Consider the following 17,960-nt stretch of genomic DNA (forward strand, 5'->3'; position numbering starts at 1 on the left):
ATTTCCCGCTGCTTTTCGGTTTTCCAGAACGACAACACATGCATCGCTATCCGAACTATTTTCCACATCGTCATCCCGACGACGAACTCGATTGCGTGCCGCTGCTCGTGGCCGGTCTCAGCGCCGATCCGCTCCGCACGTTCCTTCAATTCGACGAGCGCGCGATCACTTGCGGCGAGGCGGTCGCGCATATTGCGCAATGGCAGGCATGGTTCGGCGAACAGGGTGTCGTGCAAGGCGACCGCGTGGCCGTGATGCTCGGCAACTCCGCCGAACACATCTATCTGATCTACGCGCTGATGCTTAGCGGCATCGTGTGGGTGCCGGTGAATACGCGGCTGCGCGCGGCAGGCCTCGAATACGTGTTGCAGCACGCGGAGCCGAAACTCTTTGTGATCGATGCCGAGTTCGACGCGCTCGGCGCGAACCTCGATTACACGGGCGCGCGCCGTGTGCGGCTACCCTCGTTCGACGGCGCGGCCGCGCCGCGCTCGCTTGCGACACCCGCCATCGGCATTCACGATCCGCTCTGCATCATCTATACGTCGGGCACGACGGGCGCACCCAAAGGCGTTGTCTTCACGCACCGGATGATGCGTATTGCGAGCGAAGCCGTATTGCGCGTGGCCGACGTGCGTGCGAGCGACCGGCTCTTCATGTGGGAGCCGCTGTGCCACATCGGCGGTGCGCAGATGCTGCTCGTGCCGTTCCTGCTGCCGGTGAGCCTGCATGTCGTGGCGCGTTTTTCGGCCTCGCAGTTCTGGCCGCAAGTCGCGCGCGCGGGCGCGACGCAGTTGCATTATCTCGGCGGCATGCTCGATATCCTGATGCAACTGCCGCCAGGCAGCGAGCCCCACGACCACACGCTACGCGTCGCATGGGGCGCGGGCATCGCGGCATCGGCGTGGCAGGCGATCGAACAACGCTTCGGCGTGCGGTTGCGCGAGTGCTACGGCATGACCGAATGCTCGAGCTTCGCGACGCTCAACTCTACCGGCAAGCCCGGTTCGATCGGCCAGGCGCTGCCGTGGTTCGATCTCGAACTGCTCGACGACCAGGGGCGCGCGGTCGCGCCCGGCAAACCGGGCGAAATCGTGCTGACCAGCAAGGTGGAAGGCGCGCTGCTGCCGATGTATCTGAAGAACGACGAGGCGACACACAGCGCGTTGCGCGACGGCAAGCTGCATACCGGCGACCACGCGCGCCGCGATGCGGACGGCGACCTGTTCTTCATCGGACGACGCACGGACAGCATGCGGGTGCGCGGCGAGAACGTATCGGCATGGGAAATCGAGCGGATTTTCGCGGCGCATCCGGCGGTGCGGGCGAGCGCAGCAATCGGAGTGGCATCGTCCGTCGGCGAACAGGACATTCTGCTGAACGTGCAGTTCAAGGACCACGCGGTGCCATGGGAGTCGCTGCATGCATGGGCCAGCGAACGGCTCGCGAGTTTTCAGTTGCCGCGCTATTACCGCGCGGTCGCGCAGTTCGAGCTGACTGCGAGCGAGCGCATTCGCAAGCACCTGCTGTCGCGCGAGGTGGACGACGCGTGGGACCGTCTACGGCATTGACGCGTGCGGAGCGGGAGAAAAGCAAACTTATCGCTATCAGATAGCTTGATAGCGGTATGCAATAATGGGAGCGTCATGCAACACCGGTTACCGATCGTGAGTCCTGCCCAGCCCAAACCCGCGCGCAAACGTGCCGCATCCGGCGCCACGTCCGGCACCGCACGTGGCGCCTCAAAAGTAGACGACCCGAGCGAATCGTCACTGTACGTGCAATCCGTCGAAAAGGCGATGAAGGTGCTGACCGCGTTCGACGGCAGCAAGCGACAACTGTCGCTTTCCGAAATCGCCGCGCTAACCGGTTTCGACATGAGCGCGACGCAGCGCTTCACGTTCACGCTCGCGGCGCTCGGCTACCTGCTCAAAGACCCGGACAGCCGCAAATACGAATTGTCGCCGAAACTGGTGGACTTTACGTACCACTATCTGATTTCGAACGAACTGGTGAGCCGCGCGACGCCGTATCTCCAGCAACTCGGCTCGGAGACGGAAGAAGCGACCAACCTGACGGTGCTCGACGACACCGATATCGTGTTCGTGCTGCGCATCGTCAGCCGCAACGTATTCAATGCTCACGTGATTACCGGCTCGCGGCTGCCGGCCTACTGCACGGCGCCCGGTCTCGCGATTCTCGCGACCTTGCAGGACGGCGAGGTCGACGACATCCTCTCGCGCACGAATCTCGTTGCGTTCACGTCGTCCACCGTGTATCAGCCGCGCAAGATCAAGGAGCGTTTGACGCAGATTCGCAAGCAGGGTTATGCGCATACGGAAGACGAGTACTTTGTCGCGGATATCTCCACGGCGGCGGCCGTGACCAACGCGCATGGCCGGGGAATCGGTGCGGTCAATATCGCCGTGGCGCGTTCGCGCTGGCAGGCGGATCGCGACGAGAAGCGATTTGCGGATCTGGTGATTTCGACGGCTTCCGCGATATCGACTCGCCGGCGGGTGGAGCAGGTGTAGGGGGTGGGGTTACGTTGATCGCTGTAATTAGCCTAACACCCGCAGCCGCCCCTGACAGGATTGCCCGAGCCTTACAAGGCTCACCATCCCACTCCAACGCACCAACCTTACCGCACGAGCCTTCTCAAATCGTCTAAAGCAACTGGTGTCCCGTTCCGTTGACCTCAACATGCCAAGCGAGCATAGATCGGTCAACAACGAAACGGAACACCAGCTACCCTGCCAATAAACCCCACACGCAAGCGCGAACGCCAAACGCTACGGATTTTCAGCGCGTGCAGGCTGAGAAGCAGACCCGGACGACTTGCGCACCTTGGCGACCTGCTCGGACGTCACGGGCGAAGCATGGTTGCCCCAACTGGATCGCACGAAAGTCAGCACGTCCGCTACGTCGCGATCCGTCAACCGCGTGGCGAACCCCGGCATCGCGTAGTGCGTGGGGCCGGCCTTGGTCCACGGCATCTCGCCGCCTTGCAGCACGATATGAATCAGCGAAGTCGGATCGTCCGTGTTCACGACCGTCGAAAGCGCCAACGTCGGAAACGTGCTCTCGTAACCGCTGCCGCTCGTGCGATGGCACGCCGCGCAGTTGTCCACGAAGGTCAGCGCGCCGTTGCTATGGTCCGTGCCGGCGCGCAGTGCATTTGCCGCGGTTGCATCGGGCGAGAGCGTGCTGCCGGATGCGTCGACGGGAGCCAGCGTCTTGAGGTAAGCGGCAATGGCGGCGAGATCCTGGTCGCCCAGATGCTGTGTGCTGTCCTGCACGACATCCGCCATGCCGCCAAACGCCGCCGAGTGCGCCGTGCGGCCGCTCTTCAGGAACGCAACGATATCGGCTGCGCTCCAGTTGCCCAAACCGTCCTTGCGGTCGCCACGCAGATTCTTCGCGAGGTAGCCATCGACCACGCCCCCGGAGAGAAACAGCTTGCCGTCATCGGTCAGCGACTTCTCCTCGAGGCCGTAGCCGCGGGGCGTATGACATGCGCTGCAGTGCGCGAGGCCTTCCACGAGGTAGCGGCCGCGCGCGATCGGGTCGTTCGGCAGCGGGCTGTCGTCGCTGACGGCTTCCGGTGCGAACGCCATGCGCCAGAAGCGCAGCGGCCAGCGCATCGACAGCGGCCACGGAATATCGGACGCGCGGTTGCCTTGCGAAACCGGCTCGACGCCATGCATGAAATACGCGTAGAGCGCCTTCACGTCCGAGGGCTTGACCTTCGCATACGAAACGTACGGCATGGCGGGATACAGCGTCGAACCGTCCTTCGCGATGCCGTGGCGCACGGCGCGGTCGAAGTCATCGAAGGTGTAGTTGCCGATGCCGGTCGACTTGTCGGGCGTGATGTTGGTCGAGTAGATCGTGCCGATCGGCGATGCAATGCCGAGGCCACCCGCGAACGGCTTGCCGCCCTTTGCCGTGTGGCAGGCAATGCAGTCGCCCGCGGCCGCGAGGTAGCGGCCCTTTTGAATCAGCTGCGCGTCCGTATCGGCCGATGCGGATGGAGATGCCGTCGCGGATGATTGTGCGAAGACGCCGGCGCTCGCAGCCGAAAAGACGACAGCAGAAGCGATGGCAAACGTGATTTTTCTCATGATGCTTGCCGTCTCCCTTATGCCTGGACCAGCGGAGCCGGGTTCTTCAGGTATTGCTCGCGAATGGCCTTGGCCGAGTGAAACGCGAGGGCCGCGACGATACCGGTCGGGTTGTAGCCCATGTTCTGCGGGAACGCGGAAGCGCCCATCACGAACACGTTCGGCACATCCCAGCTTTGCAGATACTTGTTCACGACGCTCGTCGCCGGCGAGCTGCCCATCACCGCGCCGCCGGTGGTATGCGTGGACTGGTACACGCGCGTGTCGTAGTGCTGCCCCTTCTTGCGGATCGCGCGGAAGTACTTCTCCGGGTTCATCGCCTTCGCAACTTCTTCCATGCGCGTGCCGATATAGCCGAGCATGGCGTATTCGTTGTCGTGCCAGTCGAACGTCATGCGCAGAAGCGGCAGACCGTGAGCGTCCCGATAGGTCGGATCGAGATCGAGATAAGCGTCGCGATACGGCATCACCGAACCCGAAATACCGATGCTCATATAGCGCTGGTAAGCGTCGGAAATACCGGCCTTCCAGCCGCTGCCCCAGGTCGGCGTGCCGGGCACGGTCGCCGCCTGCTTGATTGGACGGCCGCCCGTGCGGATATGACGAACGCTCGCGCCGCCGACAAAGCCGAGCGGACCGTGGTCGAACTGGTCGCCATTGAAGTCGTCCATGCCCACGCCGCCCGCGCCGCTGCCGATAAACGGATTGAGTTGCGTGCCCTTCGGCAGCAGCACGTTGATGCCGCCGTTCATCTGATAGGCGTAGTTGCGCCCCACGACCCCCTCGCCGGTCTTCGGATCGTAGGGTTTGCCGATGCCCGAGAGCAGCAGCAGGCGCACGTTGTGCATCTGGAATGCGGCGACGATGACCATGTCCGCGGGCTGTTCGACTTCGCGGCCTTGCGCATCGATATAGGTGACCCCCGTCGCGCGCTTCCTGTCGGGCGAAAGCATGACTTTCGTGACATACGAGTTCGCGCGAAGCTCGAAGTTAGGCTTCTTGAGCAGCACCGGCAAAATGGTCGTTTGGGGCGATGCCTTCGAGTACATATAGCAGCCGAAGTCTTCGCAGAAGCCGCAGAAGTTGCACGGTCCAAGACGCACACCGTACGGATTCGTGTACGGGGTCGACGCATTCGCCGCAGGCGCCGGATACGGATGGAAGCCCACTTCGCGCGCGGCCTTTTCGAACAGCGACGCGCCGAGGCCGTTCTTCAGCGGCGGCGTGGGGAAATCGTTGCGACGGCTGCCTTCGAGCGGATTACCGCCGGCCTGGATGTTGCCGTTGAGATTACCGGCCTTGCCGGACGTGCCGAATACCTTCTCCGCAAAATCGAAGAACGGCTCCATCTCGTCATAGGTCACGCCGAAATCCTGAACCTGCATGCCTTCCGGAATGAACTTCTTGCCGTAGCGCTCTTCATAACGCGTACGCAATTGCAGTTCTTCAGGCAGCATCCGGTAATGCATGCCGTTCCAGTGAAAGCCCGCGCCGCCCACGCCATTGCCGAGCAGAAACGAGCCGTGTTGACGGTACGGCACCGCGAGATCATCCACGCCGTGGCGAATGGTCACCGTTTCCGACGACAGATCCTGGAACAACGCGCCGCGCACGCCATACTTGAGCTCGTCGATCACTTTCGGATAGTTCGCATCGGTTGGCGTATCGCGCATCGCGCCGCGCTCGAGCGCGACCACGTCGAGTCCCGCGTCCGTAAGTTCCTGCGCGAGAATCGCGCCGGTCCAGCCGAAACCTACGATCACGCAATCGACCTTGTTCTTCCTGATTGCCACTGCTTACCCCCGCCTGCCGTTAATCGATACCGGACCATACGGATACTTCGCACCCGGCTGATCGATCCAATCCATGAAATCCGCGCGCGCGCCCGGGAAACCGACCATCTTCCAGCCGGCCATATCCTTATTGCCGCCGTAGATCGGGTCGGAGAGGAAACCTTCCTTGGTATTGCCGAGCAGGAATGAAAAGAACGTGCGTGCAGGAACAGTTTCAAACGCGAGTTTGCCGTGCTCCATATCCTGAAGCACCGCTTCGCGCGTCGCCACGTCGAGTTCAGCAAAGGTCTTGCCGCCGTGCTGCTTCACGCAGTACTCGTCGCAGGCCGCGATGCCATGACGATAGACGTCGCGCGGCGCGAGATTGATTTGATAGCCCATTTCGGGCACGGCATCGGGATGAAAAGGCCCTTGCATGTACCAGAGCTTGCCGTGGCCATACGGCATTTCCATCTGGCGATCGATGTACTCGGGCACACCGGCCTTCACGGCACCTGGGCCATGTTCATCGTCGGGAATCAGCCGGTCCACCGCAGCATGCAAAAATTTCCATTCTGCCGCGGTGAAGTAAGTAGGCTGGTACTCTGCGGTGTTCCCGGTGGCGGGTGTCGCGTTACTGCTGCAGGCACTTTGAGTAAAAGTTGCACCTGAAGCGACCGTCGCGGCGGGTACGACGGCCAGCACCTGCCGCAAAAAGCGACGGCGTGGTTCCTGTTGGTCGGACATGGAGTTTTCTCTGTTGTGACTTATCTGCGGGCCTCATTATAAGAGGTGATCCGAGATAACGTTTCAATACTCCCTTTCCCTTAGTCGCCCGTTAAAGTTTGTAAGGAGACAAACTGGTACTGCAAGCAGAACGCCAGCTATATCGTGGTGACCATTGCATGCCGATGCATCCCTGCCATTCCCGGCATGAGCGTCCAGTCACTTCTTATCAGCGTTCATTGAATGTGACGGGCTCTCGCGCAGGTCGCTTCAACCATTCCGGGAAAGACCGAATGGAGAGATCCATTGCCGGATCGCGGAGTGCGCCTTTGTCTTAATGGTTCGCCAGTGTCGACGGGTTCGCGATGACGGACAAGATACCGGCATCGCCGAATTTATGATTGATAGTCAGAACGTTCGGTTAGCAGCGCAGCCACGATACAGATCGACACAAGCAGGCAGCCGCAAAAAACAATGATGTAAGCGCGCTCCGAAGCGATCTTCGTTCCGTCGATCAGAAATGCCGCGAAAATCGCCGAACCGAAAGCACTTGCCATGGCTCCGCCGATGTTCTTCAGGGTTTGATACATACCCGCCGAGATGCCCCGCTCCTCGGGCAGACACACCTGGCTGACCCGACCGGACAGCGTCGTTTGCAACAGGCCGGAGCCAAAGCCCGTCATCATGCTGAAGAACATGAACTGCCAGAGTACGTGGTTCGCAACGATCATACCGGCGAAGCCGAGGCCCAGCGTCGTGCCGCCGATCAGCCCGCAGACCTTGTACCCACCCAACGACCGAACGATTCTGGCAACACCTAGCGCACCGATTATGGTGACCAGGTACTGCGGAAGAAGAAGCCAGCCGAGTGTCAGGACGGAGACGGAGAAGCCAAATCCGAGTTTCTCATGCGAGGCAACGAGAAAAAGCACCACGGTCGTCTGCGATCCGTAATACGCGATTCCCCAAAGAAAACTCGACACATAGTATGGCCGTGCATTCGGGTTATTCAGCATACGCAGATCGACGAGAGGAAACTCCGTGCGTTTCTCATACGCGTACCAGACGATCAATAGGGCAATGCCCGGGATAATGGCGCCGAGCACGAAGATGTTCCCCCATCCCGACTTGGGCGCATAGGCGAATGCGAACAGGATCGCGGCAACGCCGACGCCCAACATGATGGCGCCCAGCCAATCCATGGTACGGCGCGTGTCGGGAAGAGAAGAGGTCGGCACAAGAAAGACGATGGCGATCGCTGCCGGACCCAGCAACGCAATCCAGCTCGCAAACACCCAGCCGATGCCCGACGTGCTGCCAAGCACATAGCCGGCGAGAACCGGCCCGATTGCGTGGCCCACCGTCATGGCCGCGGCGAGCGCGCCTATCCCGTAGAGCGCCGCCTCTTCCTTCAGGGTGTTGCGAAAGATACCGATCGCCAGCGGCGTAATCGCCGGGCAGAATCCAAGCAGGAAACGTCCGACCAGAAAGACGCCGAAATTCGGCGCCACCACATCGAGCGCGATGCCGATGATACTGACGATGATCGTCAGAACGGTCAGCTTCTTGTGGCCGTGAATGTCCCCTAAACGGCTGAGTGCCGGACACGTCACGCCGACTGCCAGCAGATACACCGCATTCAGCCAGAACGCCTCTCCGGAGGTGATCTGGTATCTGTGCACGATGGCGGGAATAACCGGCAGAATTCCGCCGATAAACACCCCTTCTGCAACGGTCGCGAGGCTGAGTGCGAAAATGACCCGGCGCGCTACTTTGGTCGATGCATCAATTTCCGTTTGTTCCGATAGCACGTCCACGTCTCCTCCTTGCATGACCCGGCTCTTCCTCAATAAGATAAAAATCGCAGAGAGACGATCCCGTATTTTTCTTTATTGAAGCCGCCAGCGGCGGTTGCTAATTCACCCGGTAGCGCTTGACCATCTCCCAGTCCAGCTGGAGTCCGAATCCTGGTTCTTGCGGAATGGCAATCGTGCCGTTGACCGGATTGGGACGGTTGGCAATGAGACCGGCCCAAATCGGGTCGCGGTCGGCCTCGAAGCATTCGACGCAAACACCGTGTGGAATCGATGCGATCATTTGCATCGCGATCTGTGATTCTTCGTGATGCCCCACGCGCAGGCCGTGGAGTTGGGCAAGTGCCGCTGCGCGACGCCATTCCGTGATCCCGCCGGCTTCGGAGGCATCGAAGTTGATGATGTCGACGGCGCCTGCGTCGATCAGCCGCCGTACGCCGCTAGCGCTCATTTCGCTCTGTCCCGCGTCGATCGGAATCGACGTTCTTCGGCGCACTTCGGCCATCATGCTGGCGTCGTCGTACCAAAGACACGGCTCCTCGAACCACGCGATGTTGTATTGCTCGACGAGGCGGGCGAACTTGACCGCTTCGGAAACAGGCCAGCCGCGATTCGCGTCGACCGCGATCCAGAACTCGTCGCCGCCGCCCTTGCGCGCGGCTTCCACCCGTTTGGCGTCTTCCTCGGCGGACAGGCCACCGACCTTGACCTTGCATCCGGCCAGTCCGGCTTCGCGAAGCCGCTCCATTTCGTCGCCAAGATCCCGGAGCGTCTTGCCTTCCTCGTAGTAGCCGCCGATGCAGATAAGCGGCAACGCCTGGCGATAGCCTCCGAGTAATCGGCATACATTGACGCCCGCGGCCTTACCGAGAAGGTCCCAGATCGCGCTGTCCATGCAGGCAATCGCTTCCATGACCAGCTTGCGGTCGCGATTCCATTCGGCCGCCTTGAACATTTTTTGCCAGAGGCGCTCGACGGCAAAAACGTCCTCGCCAATCAGCATCGGCGCCAGTTCTTTCTCGATGATGTCCACCACGTCGCGCATATGTGTCCGGTTGTCGCCGTTATACACTTCGCTAACGAGCCCGGTGTCGGTCTCCATCCGCGTGATGATCGTGCACCGCTTGTCGACACGGTATTTGCTCCCGCCAAAACTGCGCGCGAGCGGGATCTCGAGGGCGATAACCGAAACGCTTTTGATCTTCATGGGGGCTCTGTTTAAGCGGGAAACGTGAGCTTGCGAGGCATCGACGTTTCCCCGATCAGGCAGGGCGGACATGAATGACACGCCGCGCTTAGACGTTGCGATCGAACATAGACTCGCGACCTCGCTCGTCCTGGCCAGCGCGGGCTGGCCCATGACGAAAGGTCCTTACTGTTCGATGACCGATCCATCGAGATGAGGACGCATGTCGAGCGGCCGATTGACCTTCGGAAAGCGCTTCTCGATATCGGGGACGAAGTCGATACCGAGTCCGGGTGCGGTCGGGATATCGAGAAATCCGCTGCTCGGCTCCGGGAAATCGGTAAACATTTCGCGGCCAGGCAGTTGGGTCGTCCCATGCAGGTTCTTTGACGACGACGGATATTCCTGAATGGCGAAATTCGGAATCGTCGCGTCAAGATGCAATTCGGCGACCAGATTAAGCGGCGACAGAGGGTTATGCGGCACGACTTCCATGTCGTTGACCTCGGCCAGAGCCGCAATCTTTTTCGCTCCCGTGATGCCGCCGCAGAGACCTATCGATGGGCGCAGGAATTGCACGCCGCGCCGCGCGACAATCGACTGGAACAGGTGCATGTTGAAGAAGCGCTCGCCGGTGGCAATCGGCACCGGAATGTGATCCGCGACCCAGGACATCGCATCCACGCCGGTCGGTTTCAACGGGTCTTCGAAGAACATCGGGAAGTACGGCTCGATACTGCGCGCAAAGGTGACGGCTTCGGCGGGATTGAGCCGCCGGTGCAGCTCGATACAGAGATCGACGTCGGGACCAAGCGCTTCGCGAAGTTCCCGAACGACACCCACGGCCTCTTCCATCTTCTTCGCATGAGGGCGGAAATATCGATCGTAATCCTCATCGAGGAACGGGTTGAGATGGCCTAGCGCGGTGAATCCCTGCTCTTTGCGCAGCAGCGCTTCGTCGAGCATCTCCGCTTTGGTGCGCGCTTTCACATGTCCGTAAAGACGCACCTTATGCCGCATCTGGCCACCGATCAATTCGTAGACCGGAACGCCGAGTGCTTTTCCCTTGATGTCCCACAGGGCGATGTCGATTGCGGAGATCGCGCCCATGATAGCCATGCCGGTGAAATGATTCGCGCGTTGCAATACATTCCAGTGGTGTTCGATCTGGCGCGCGTCTCGTCCAACGAGATACTCTCCGCACTTGACCATGGCTGCCGCACTGGCTTCATATTGGCCCCATGCGCCGGATTCGCCGATTCCTGTCAGTCCGTCCTCGGTTGTGACTTTCACATACAGAAAGCGATCGGCGAAAATCGGTGTGACGCTTGCAATCTTCATCTATTTGTTCTCCACCTATACAAAACAGATTTTCAATTGCAAAGCAGTATAGGAGGAGAGCAGGGACGAGATATTTCTATTTCCTCAAACCAGCTTTCACCGATGGAGAACGGTGGCCTGCAGAAATCAGCAACTCTTTCAGAAACAGGCGGGCCGACGGGGGAATGAGATCTTCGCGGTAGTAAATCTGGATGCTTCGCGGTGCCCATTCTTCCCGCAGGGCAATGCAGCGCACGTCCGGATTTCCCGCAAAGGGAATGGCCATGATTTCCGAAAGAATGCCGATGCCAAGGCCGGCAGCGATCATCGAGCGCATGACATCGAAAGAGGAGACCGCGCGGTACTTCAGCTCATGCCCGAGATTGGCTGCCTGATTGACCAGGAACGAACAAAGCGCGCTTTTCGGCCCGAGCGTGACGTGCTCGAAGTCGATCAGGTTCTCGAACCTGACCCATTGGCGTGTGGCGAGCGGATGGTCTTTCGGTACGGCCACGACCAGACTGGTTTCCTTGTACGGCACTTTCGCGATCGACGACGGCACGTCGAATACCGAAAGACTGAGGGCGAGATCGGCGCGGCCACTTTCGATTTCAGAAACGAGTGACCAGCCGTGGATTTCGTGCACATCCACGGCAATTTCCGGGTTTGCCTGGATAAACCTGCCGGCGAAGGCGGCGAGGCCACCGACGATCGCCGACTGACTGGAGGCCACCCGCACACGTCCGCGAATTCCCTCCGAGAACTCTCTCATCGCACTGGCGGTTTCATTCAGGCGCTGTGTCAGCAGGCGAACCTGTCTCGCGAATTCGTCGCCGGCGGGCGTCGGCGTAACGCCTCGCGCGTGCCGGTTGAACAGCGATACGCCGAAGACGTATTCGAGCTCCTGGAGGCGTTTGGTGACGGCCGAGACTGCAATGTTGCTGCGTTCGGCCGCTCGCGTGAGACTCCCCTCCTCATAGGCGATGAGGAAGAGACGAGCGGATTCCAGATCGAGGGCACGCAACATCTCGAGCGTTTTCATGCTTACGTTGTCAGCCTGGCTGATCCGCTGGTGGTTGAGATGTATCGATTATATGGCGCGGCATCCGGCGAGCCGTTTCCGTGCCTTGCCCCAAGAAAGTATCCGGAATAGCGCGTGAGGCCCAACTGGCGGAAGACAGCCGACTCGCACGACCCGCCCGCAACGTCCCACCGGATTTGACTCCCTCTGTTACGGATCGCCGCCTGCTACAGGATGACGCAAAAGCTTCGTCGTTTGACCGCGTCTTTCGATACGACTGAACTCCGAAAATAACTCAGGCTTCCTCAACGCTCCCTCACACTATCCATGTACGAGGTAGCGGTCGGCGATGTCACGCCTCAAAGTTGCCGGCTAATCCGATCTTTGATTTGTCGCAAAGCCACGACTCGAATTCCGTTGCGAACGTGCGGGCATCGCCATATCTGACCGCCTCACGATAGATTATGAAGTTTTTCCACAGAAAATCCTGCCACCCAACAAAATCGATCACAATCTTCCATTAACGAAGAGACACTTTCACATCTCAAAAAAGACCAGTCGTTCGCTTGCATGAATTATTTTTTGCAGGGAATACCCGGAATTCTTGCGCTAACGCGGGAATTCCCCAGGACCGTCACAGGGAAAATACTTATTTTTAATCAATCACAAACGTTCATAAGATATCTCACATTCTTCCACAATCGACCTAAAACGATCATCGATGTTTTCTCAATCCCTGTCGCCGAACCCGCCATCCCCGCGTCGCGTGGCCGGTTCCGTCGTGCAGGTCTGCGGCGCAAACCGCGGCACCGGTTTGGCGATCGAGGAACTGCCCGTCGATTGCCGATCCGAGGACACGCTGTAGCCGCCAGCACTCGCTTTCCATCGTATTCGCAAAAACACAGGAACCCCATGAGCAGGATCATTCCAGACCCGATCGCCAACAGCGCAACACCACTGCCCACCGAGGCCGAGGTCGTCATCATCGGCGGCGGCATCATCGGTGTGTGCACGGCGCTGTATCTCGCGCAGCAGAACGTGCGCGTCGTCGTCTGCGAGAAAGGACTGATCGGTGCGGAACAATCGGCGCGCAACTGGGGCTGGGTACGTCAGATGGGCCGTGATCCGGCGGAAATTCCGCTGTCGATCGAGAGCCTGCGACTGTGGCACGAACTCAAGCCGAAGTACGGCGCCGAAACCGGCCTGCGTCAGACCGGCATCACCTATCTGTGCCGCAACGAAGCGCAGATGGCCGAGTACCGCGAATGGATCGGGCACGCCAGGGAATACGGCATCGATACGGTGCTGTTCGGGAAGAACGATCTCGCGCAATATGTCCCCGGCTGTTCCACCACATTCGCGGGCGGAATGCACACGGCAACCGACGGACGAGCGGAGCCGCTGATGGCGGCACCCGCGATCGCGCATGCCGCGCAAAGAGCGGGAGCGCATATCGCGACGCGTTGTGCGGTGCGCGGCATCCAGCGCGAAGCGGGGCGCGTGAGCGGTGTGGTCACCGAGCACGGCGAGATCCGCTGCTCGTCGGTCGTGCTGGCGGGCGGCGCGTGGTCGCGCCTGTTCGCGGGCTCGTTCGGCCTCGAGTTGCCGCAACTCAAGGTGCTCGGCAGCGCCGCGCGCATCAGCGACGTCAACGGCCCCACCGCGATGCCTGTCGGTGCCGACAACTTCTCGTTCCGCCAGCGGCTCGACGGCGGCTACACGATCGCCATGCGCAACTCGACGCTAGTGCCGATCGTGCCGGACAGCTTCCGGCTCTTCCCGGAATACTGGTCGCGTTTCCGCCGCAACCGCGCCGATCTGAAGCTGCGTCTCGACAGGCAGTTCATCGACGAGTGGCGTACGCCGCGCCAGTGGGCACTCGATGCGATCACGCCGTTCGAGAAGCATCGCATCCTCGATCCCAAACCGTCCGAGGCGGTGATCCGCAACGGCCTCGCGAACCTGGCCAAGGCATTCCCGGCATTTGCGAACGCCCGCATCCTGCAGATGTGGGGCGGCATGATCGATGTGACGCCCGATGCGGTGCCGATCATTGGACCTCTCGCCGCACTGCCCGGCTTCTTCATCGCAACCGGGTTTTCCGGGCACGGCTTCGGCCTCGGCCCCGGCGCCGGCAAGCTGATGGCGCAACTGGTGACGAACGAAACGCCGCTGGTCGATCCGGCGCCGTTCCGCTTCGAACGATTCGCGCGTTTTTCAGCTGCCGGTTTGATGGCGGCTTAACCTCTCTGACTCAGGAAGCAATCACATGGCTTGGCGAATAGGAGTTGATTCAGGCGGCACCTTCACCGACGTCTGCATGTTCGACGATGCGAGTGGCCGCGTGCAGATATGGAAAGTACCGTCGACGCCGGCCGACCCTTCGCTCGGCATCGCCAACGGCGTGACCGAGGGGCTTGGAACCGTTGACGCGCAGGCACAGGATATCGGCTTTCTCGGCCACGGCACGACCGTCGCGACCAATGCGCTGATCGAACTGCGCGGCGTGAAGACCGGCCTCGTCGTCACCGACGGCTTTCGCGATCTGCTCGAAATCGGCCGTCAGAAGCGCCCGAGTCTGTACGACATGTACGCGGAAAAACCGCAAGCTCTCGTCACGCGAGATTTGCGTCTCGAAGTCAAGGAGCGGCTGCGCGCGAACGGCGAAATCGAACTGGAACTCGACGAAGAAGGTCTGCGCGCCGCCGCGCGCAAGATGGCCGACGAGGATGTCAAGGCGGTCGCCGTCTGCTTTCTGTACGGATTCCTGAACACGAAGCACGAGCGCCGTGCGCTGGAAATCGTTCGCGAGATCCTGCCCGATGTGTTCATTTGCGCATCCCATCAGATCGCGCCGGAATTCCGCGAATACGAACGGTTGTCGACCACGGTCGTCAACGCGTATCTCGGCCCGATCATGAAGAAGTATATCCAGCGCCTCCAGCATCGCTTCGAGGATCTGGGTTTGCGCGTCGCGCCACAACTCACGCAATCCAACGGCGGCGTCATCGGCTTCGACACGGCCGCCGAACTGCCGGTGCGCACGGTCCTCTCCGGGCCGAGCACGGGTGTGGTCGCGGCGCAGGAAATCGGCAATCTCGCGGGCTTTCCGAATCTGATCACGTTCGACGTGGGCGGCACGAGCAGCGACGTCGCGCTGCTGCAAGGCGGCCAGTGCGCGCTGACCGGCGAAGCGAATGTGCACGGCTATCCGATCAAGGCGCCGATGCTCGACATCCATACGGTGGGTGCGGGCGGCGGCTCGATCGCTTATGTGGACAGCGGCGGCCTGCTGAAAGTCGGCCCGCGCAGCGCCGGCGCCGACCCCGGCCCGGTCTGCTATGGCCGCGGCAACAGCGAGCCGACCGTGACCGACGCGAACATCGTGCTGCAGACGCTCAATCCAGTCGAGATTCTCGGCGGACGCATGAAGGTGCGCCGCGACCTCGCGCTCGATGCGATGCAGAAGCTCGCGGATCAGCTCGGCATCGGCGTGATGGAGACCGCGCAGGGCATCGTCTCGGTGGTGACCGCGAACATGGCCAAGGCGATTCGCGTAATCAGCGTGCAGCGCGGCCACGACCCGCGCGACTACACGCTGATGGCATTCGGCGGCGCCGGACCGCTGCACGCGGCGCGTCTCGCGCAGGAACTCGACATGACGCGCATCATCGTGCCGCTCACGCCGGGTGCGTTGTGTGCACTCGGTCTGCTGCTCACCGACCTGCGCGCCGACTTCGCCCTGTCGCGCGTGCGGCGGCTCGACGCGGCGTCGCTCGATGCGCTCGAAGCCGGCTATGCGGAACTCGACACGCAGGCTCAGGGCTGGTTTGCACGCGAAGGCATCGAGTCCGATCGCCAGTCGATCACACGCACCGCCGACATGCGCTATCACGGCCAGAACTACGAGCTATCGGTGCCGGTGCCGCCGGGACTGATCACCCAGGCCACGCTCGACCTGCTCGCGAGCGGCTTCGAAAACGCACACCGGCAGCGCTTCGGCTTCGTTGCCGAGGGCGAAACGATCCAGCTCGTCACACTGCGTGTCGAGGCCGTCGGGCGTGTCGCCAAGGCGCAGTTCACGCCCGCGCCGGCGGTGGGTCCGGATGCGAGCCATGCGCAGATCGGCCGGCGCGAGGTCTACATGGCCGAGGCCGCGGCATTCGTCGATTGTCCGGTCTACAGCCGCGACAAGCTCGCGTCGGGCAATACCTTCACGGGCCCGGCCATCGTCGAGCAGATGGACGCCACGACCGTTGTGCTGCCGAACATGCGCGCGAGCGTCGACCCCTATCTGAATCTGATTCTGGAAATGCAGAAATGAACACGACCCTGTCTATCGATCCGATCACGGTGGAAGTCGTTGGCAGCGCACTCGCGTCGATCACCGAGGAAATGGGCGAAGCGCTGGTGCGCTCGAGCTACTCGACCAACATCAAGGAACGCCGCGACTGCTCGACCGCGATCTTCGACCGTTCGGGGAACACGCTGTGCCAGGCCGAGCACATCCCGATGCACCTGGGCAGCTTTCTCGAGACCGTGCCGCACATCATGAAGCGCTTTCCGCTCGCGGACATCCGTCCGGGCGACGTGTTCATCGGCAACGATGCGTACGAAGGCGGCGGCACGCACCTGCCGGACATCGTGCTTGCCGAGCCAGTGTTCTTCGAAGACCAGTTGATTGCGTGGGCGATCAACACCGCGCACCACGCCGACTTCGCCGATCGCGGCCACGCGCACATCTATCAGGAAGGCCTGCGTATCCCGCCTGTCAGGCTTTATCGCGAAGGCGTATTGCAGAAGGATGTGCAGGAACTGATCCTGCTGAACTGCCAGGTGCCGCACGAACGGCTGTCGGATCTGCGCGCGCAGATGGCCGCCAACCGCGTCGGCGTGCAGCGCCTGCAGGCATTGTGCGGGAAATACGGCACCGAGCGCATCCTGCGCGCCGGCGAGGCACTGCAGGACTACGCCGAGCGCAAGATGCGCGCCGGCATCGCGGCGATTCCCGACGGCACCTATCGCTTCACCGACCGCTTCGACAGCCTGCACTTCGAAGGCTCGCTCGACCTGAGTGTGGCCATCACCATCAAGGGCGACTCGATGCATCTTGCCTTCGACGCGCCGCCGCAGATGCGCAACGCGCTGAATGTCATCTACACCGGCCTGCTGGCTACCTGCTACTACGCGGTGAAGGCGATCATCGATCCGACCATCCTGCCGAATGCGGGTCTCGCGCGGCCGATCAGCGTCGAGGCACCGAAAGGGTCGCTGCTCAACTGCGAGCATCCGGCGGCGGTCAACAGCCGGCTGTCCGCGTGCCAGCGCGTGTCGGACATGATCTACGGCGCACTCGCGCAGGCGCTGCCGAACAAGGTGATGGCGGCCGGCAACGGCTGCTGCGCCGCGGCGGTGTTCAGCGGCAGCACCGATAACGGCGAACTCTGGGTCTATCTGGAGACGATCGGCGGCGGCGGCGGCGCGCGGCCCACCGCCGACGGCCTGAGCGGCATTCACGTGCATCTGACCAACACGTCGAACCTCCCCGTCGAGGCACTCGAACAGGAATATCCGCTGACGCTGCTGCGCTACGAACTCGTCAACGATTCGGCAGGCGCCGGCACCTGGCGCGGCGGCATGGGGCTGCGCCGCGTGTATCGCGCCGAACGCGCTTGCCAGATCAACGTCGAGACGTCGCGGCTGGGCTCGCAACCGTGGGGCCTCGAAGGCGGCGGCGCGGCGCAAGGCTCGTCGTGCAGCGTCAACGGCGCGCCGCTGGCGGGCAAAACGACGCCGCTGAAGCGCGGCGACATCGTCGAGATCCTGACGCCGGGCGGCGGCGGCTACGGTCCGCCGCAAGCACGCAAGCCCGAAGACCTGCGGCGCGATCTCGTCGAGCAGCGCATTTCCGATGCCTTCGCGCGGCGCGAGTATGGCGAACTCGCACTACAGACGCAGTGATCCGTATCGCTCTTCGAAGCAACCTTCCCTTCATGG

12 protein-coding genes are annotated in these 17,960 nt (G+C 61.6%); 5 read left to right on the top strand and 7 right to left on the bottom strand.

The annotated features are described in order from the left end of the window. The first annotated feature begins 38 nt into the window (after window positions 1-38). Entirely contained in the window at window positions 39-1,571 is a 1,533-nt protein-coding gene (locus GXB81_RS02230) for an AMP-binding protein (protein ID WP_205988202.1), read from the top strand. A gap of 75 nt (window positions 1,572-1,646) precedes the next feature. Next, complete coding sequence (locus tag GXB81_RS02235; protein ID WP_241016196.1) at window positions 1,647-2,534, top strand: IclR family transcriptional regulator; 888 nt, start codon at window positions 1,647-1,649, stop codon at window positions 2,532-2,534. 258 nt (window positions 2,535-2,792) lie between these two features. On the opposite strand, the gene GXB81_RS02240 is transcribed toward GXB81_RS02235, so the two are convergent. The 7 genes from GXB81_RS02240 to GXB81_RS02270 all read right to left on the bottom strand — a co-directional run bounded on the left by GXB81_RS02240 (window position 2,793) and on the right by GXB81_RS02270 (window position 11,984). Further along, on the bottom strand, window positions 2,793-4,124 hold the full coding sequence (locus GXB81_RS02240) for a cytochrome c (RefSeq protein ID WP_167285554.1): 1,332 nt from the start codon (window positions 4,122-4,124) through the stop codon (window positions 2,793-2,795). A 17-nt stretch (window positions 4,125-4,141) separates the two neighbouring features. Beyond that, entirely contained in the window at window positions 4,142-5,917 is a 1,776-nt protein-coding gene (locus GXB81_RS02245) for a GMC family oxidoreductase (protein WP_167285555.1), read from the bottom strand. Window positions 5,918-5,920: 3 nt separating this feature from the next. After that, window positions 5,921-6,643, bottom strand: coding sequence for a gluconate 2-dehydrogenase subunit 3 family protein (locus GXB81_RS02250; protein WP_167048144.1), 723 nt, complete (start codon window positions 6,641-6,643; stop codon window positions 5,921-5,923). Window positions 6,644-7,017: 374 nt separating this feature from the next. Then, a complete protein-coding gene (locus GXB81_RS02255) occupies window positions 7,018-8,439 on the bottom strand; it encodes an MFS transporter (RefSeq protein WP_167048141.1) in 1,422 nt (473 codons plus the stop codon). A 97-nt stretch (window positions 8,440-8,536) separates the two neighbouring features. Further along, window positions 8,537-9,643 carry a mandelate racemase/muconate lactonizing enzyme family protein gene (locus GXB81_RS02260; RefSeq protein ID WP_167284786.1) on the bottom strand — a complete coding sequence of 369 codons (1,107 nt, stop codon included), beginning with the start codon at window positions 9,641-9,643 and terminating at the stop codon, window positions 8,537-8,539. 165 nt (window positions 9,644-9,808) lie between these two features. Next, window positions 9,809-10,963, bottom strand: coding sequence for a mandelate racemase/muconate lactonizing enzyme family protein (locus tag GXB81_RS02265; protein WP_167048135.1), 1,155 nt, complete (start codon window positions 10,961-10,963; stop codon window positions 9,809-9,811). Between the two features lie 76 nt (window positions 10,964-11,039). After that, a complete protein-coding gene (locus tag GXB81_RS02270; protein ID WP_205988204.1) occupies window positions 11,040-11,984 on the bottom strand; it encodes a LysR family transcriptional regulator in 945 nt (314 codons plus the stop codon). Window positions 11,985-12,533: 549 nt separating this feature from the next. On the opposite strand from GXB81_RS02270, the gene GXB81_RS02275 reads away from it, so the two are divergent. From GXB81_RS02275 to GXB81_RS02285, 3 genes are read left to right on the top strand one after another with little or no spacing between them, the layout of a single operon-like run. Continuing rightward, a complete protein-coding gene (locus tag GXB81_RS02275; RefSeq protein WP_241016197.1) occupies window positions 12,534-14,207 on the top strand; it encodes an FAD-binding oxidoreductase in 1,674 nt (557 codons plus the stop codon). A 25-nt stretch (window positions 14,208-14,232) separates the two neighbouring features. After that, window positions 14,233-16,287 (top strand): hydantoinase/oxoprolinase family protein, encoded by a 2,055-nt coding sequence (locus tag GXB81_RS02280; RefSeq protein WP_167048128.1) that lies wholly within the window; start codon window positions 14,233-14,235, stop codon window positions 16,285-16,287. After that, on the top strand, window positions 16,284-17,924 hold the full coding sequence (locus GXB81_RS02285) for a hydantoinase B/oxoprolinase family protein (RefSeq protein WP_205988206.1): 1,641 nt from the start codon (window positions 16,284-16,286) through the stop codon (window positions 17,922-17,924). The genes GXB81_RS02280 and GXB81_RS02285 overlap by 4 nt, the downstream gene beginning before the upstream one ends. The last annotated feature ends 36 nt before the right edge of the window (window positions 17,925-17,960 follow it).

The sequence above is a fragment of the Paraburkholderia sp. Ac-20336 genome, assembly GCF_017105025.1.
Lineage (GTDB): Bacteria > Pseudomonadota > Gammaproteobacteria > Burkholderiales > Burkholderiaceae > Paraburkholderia.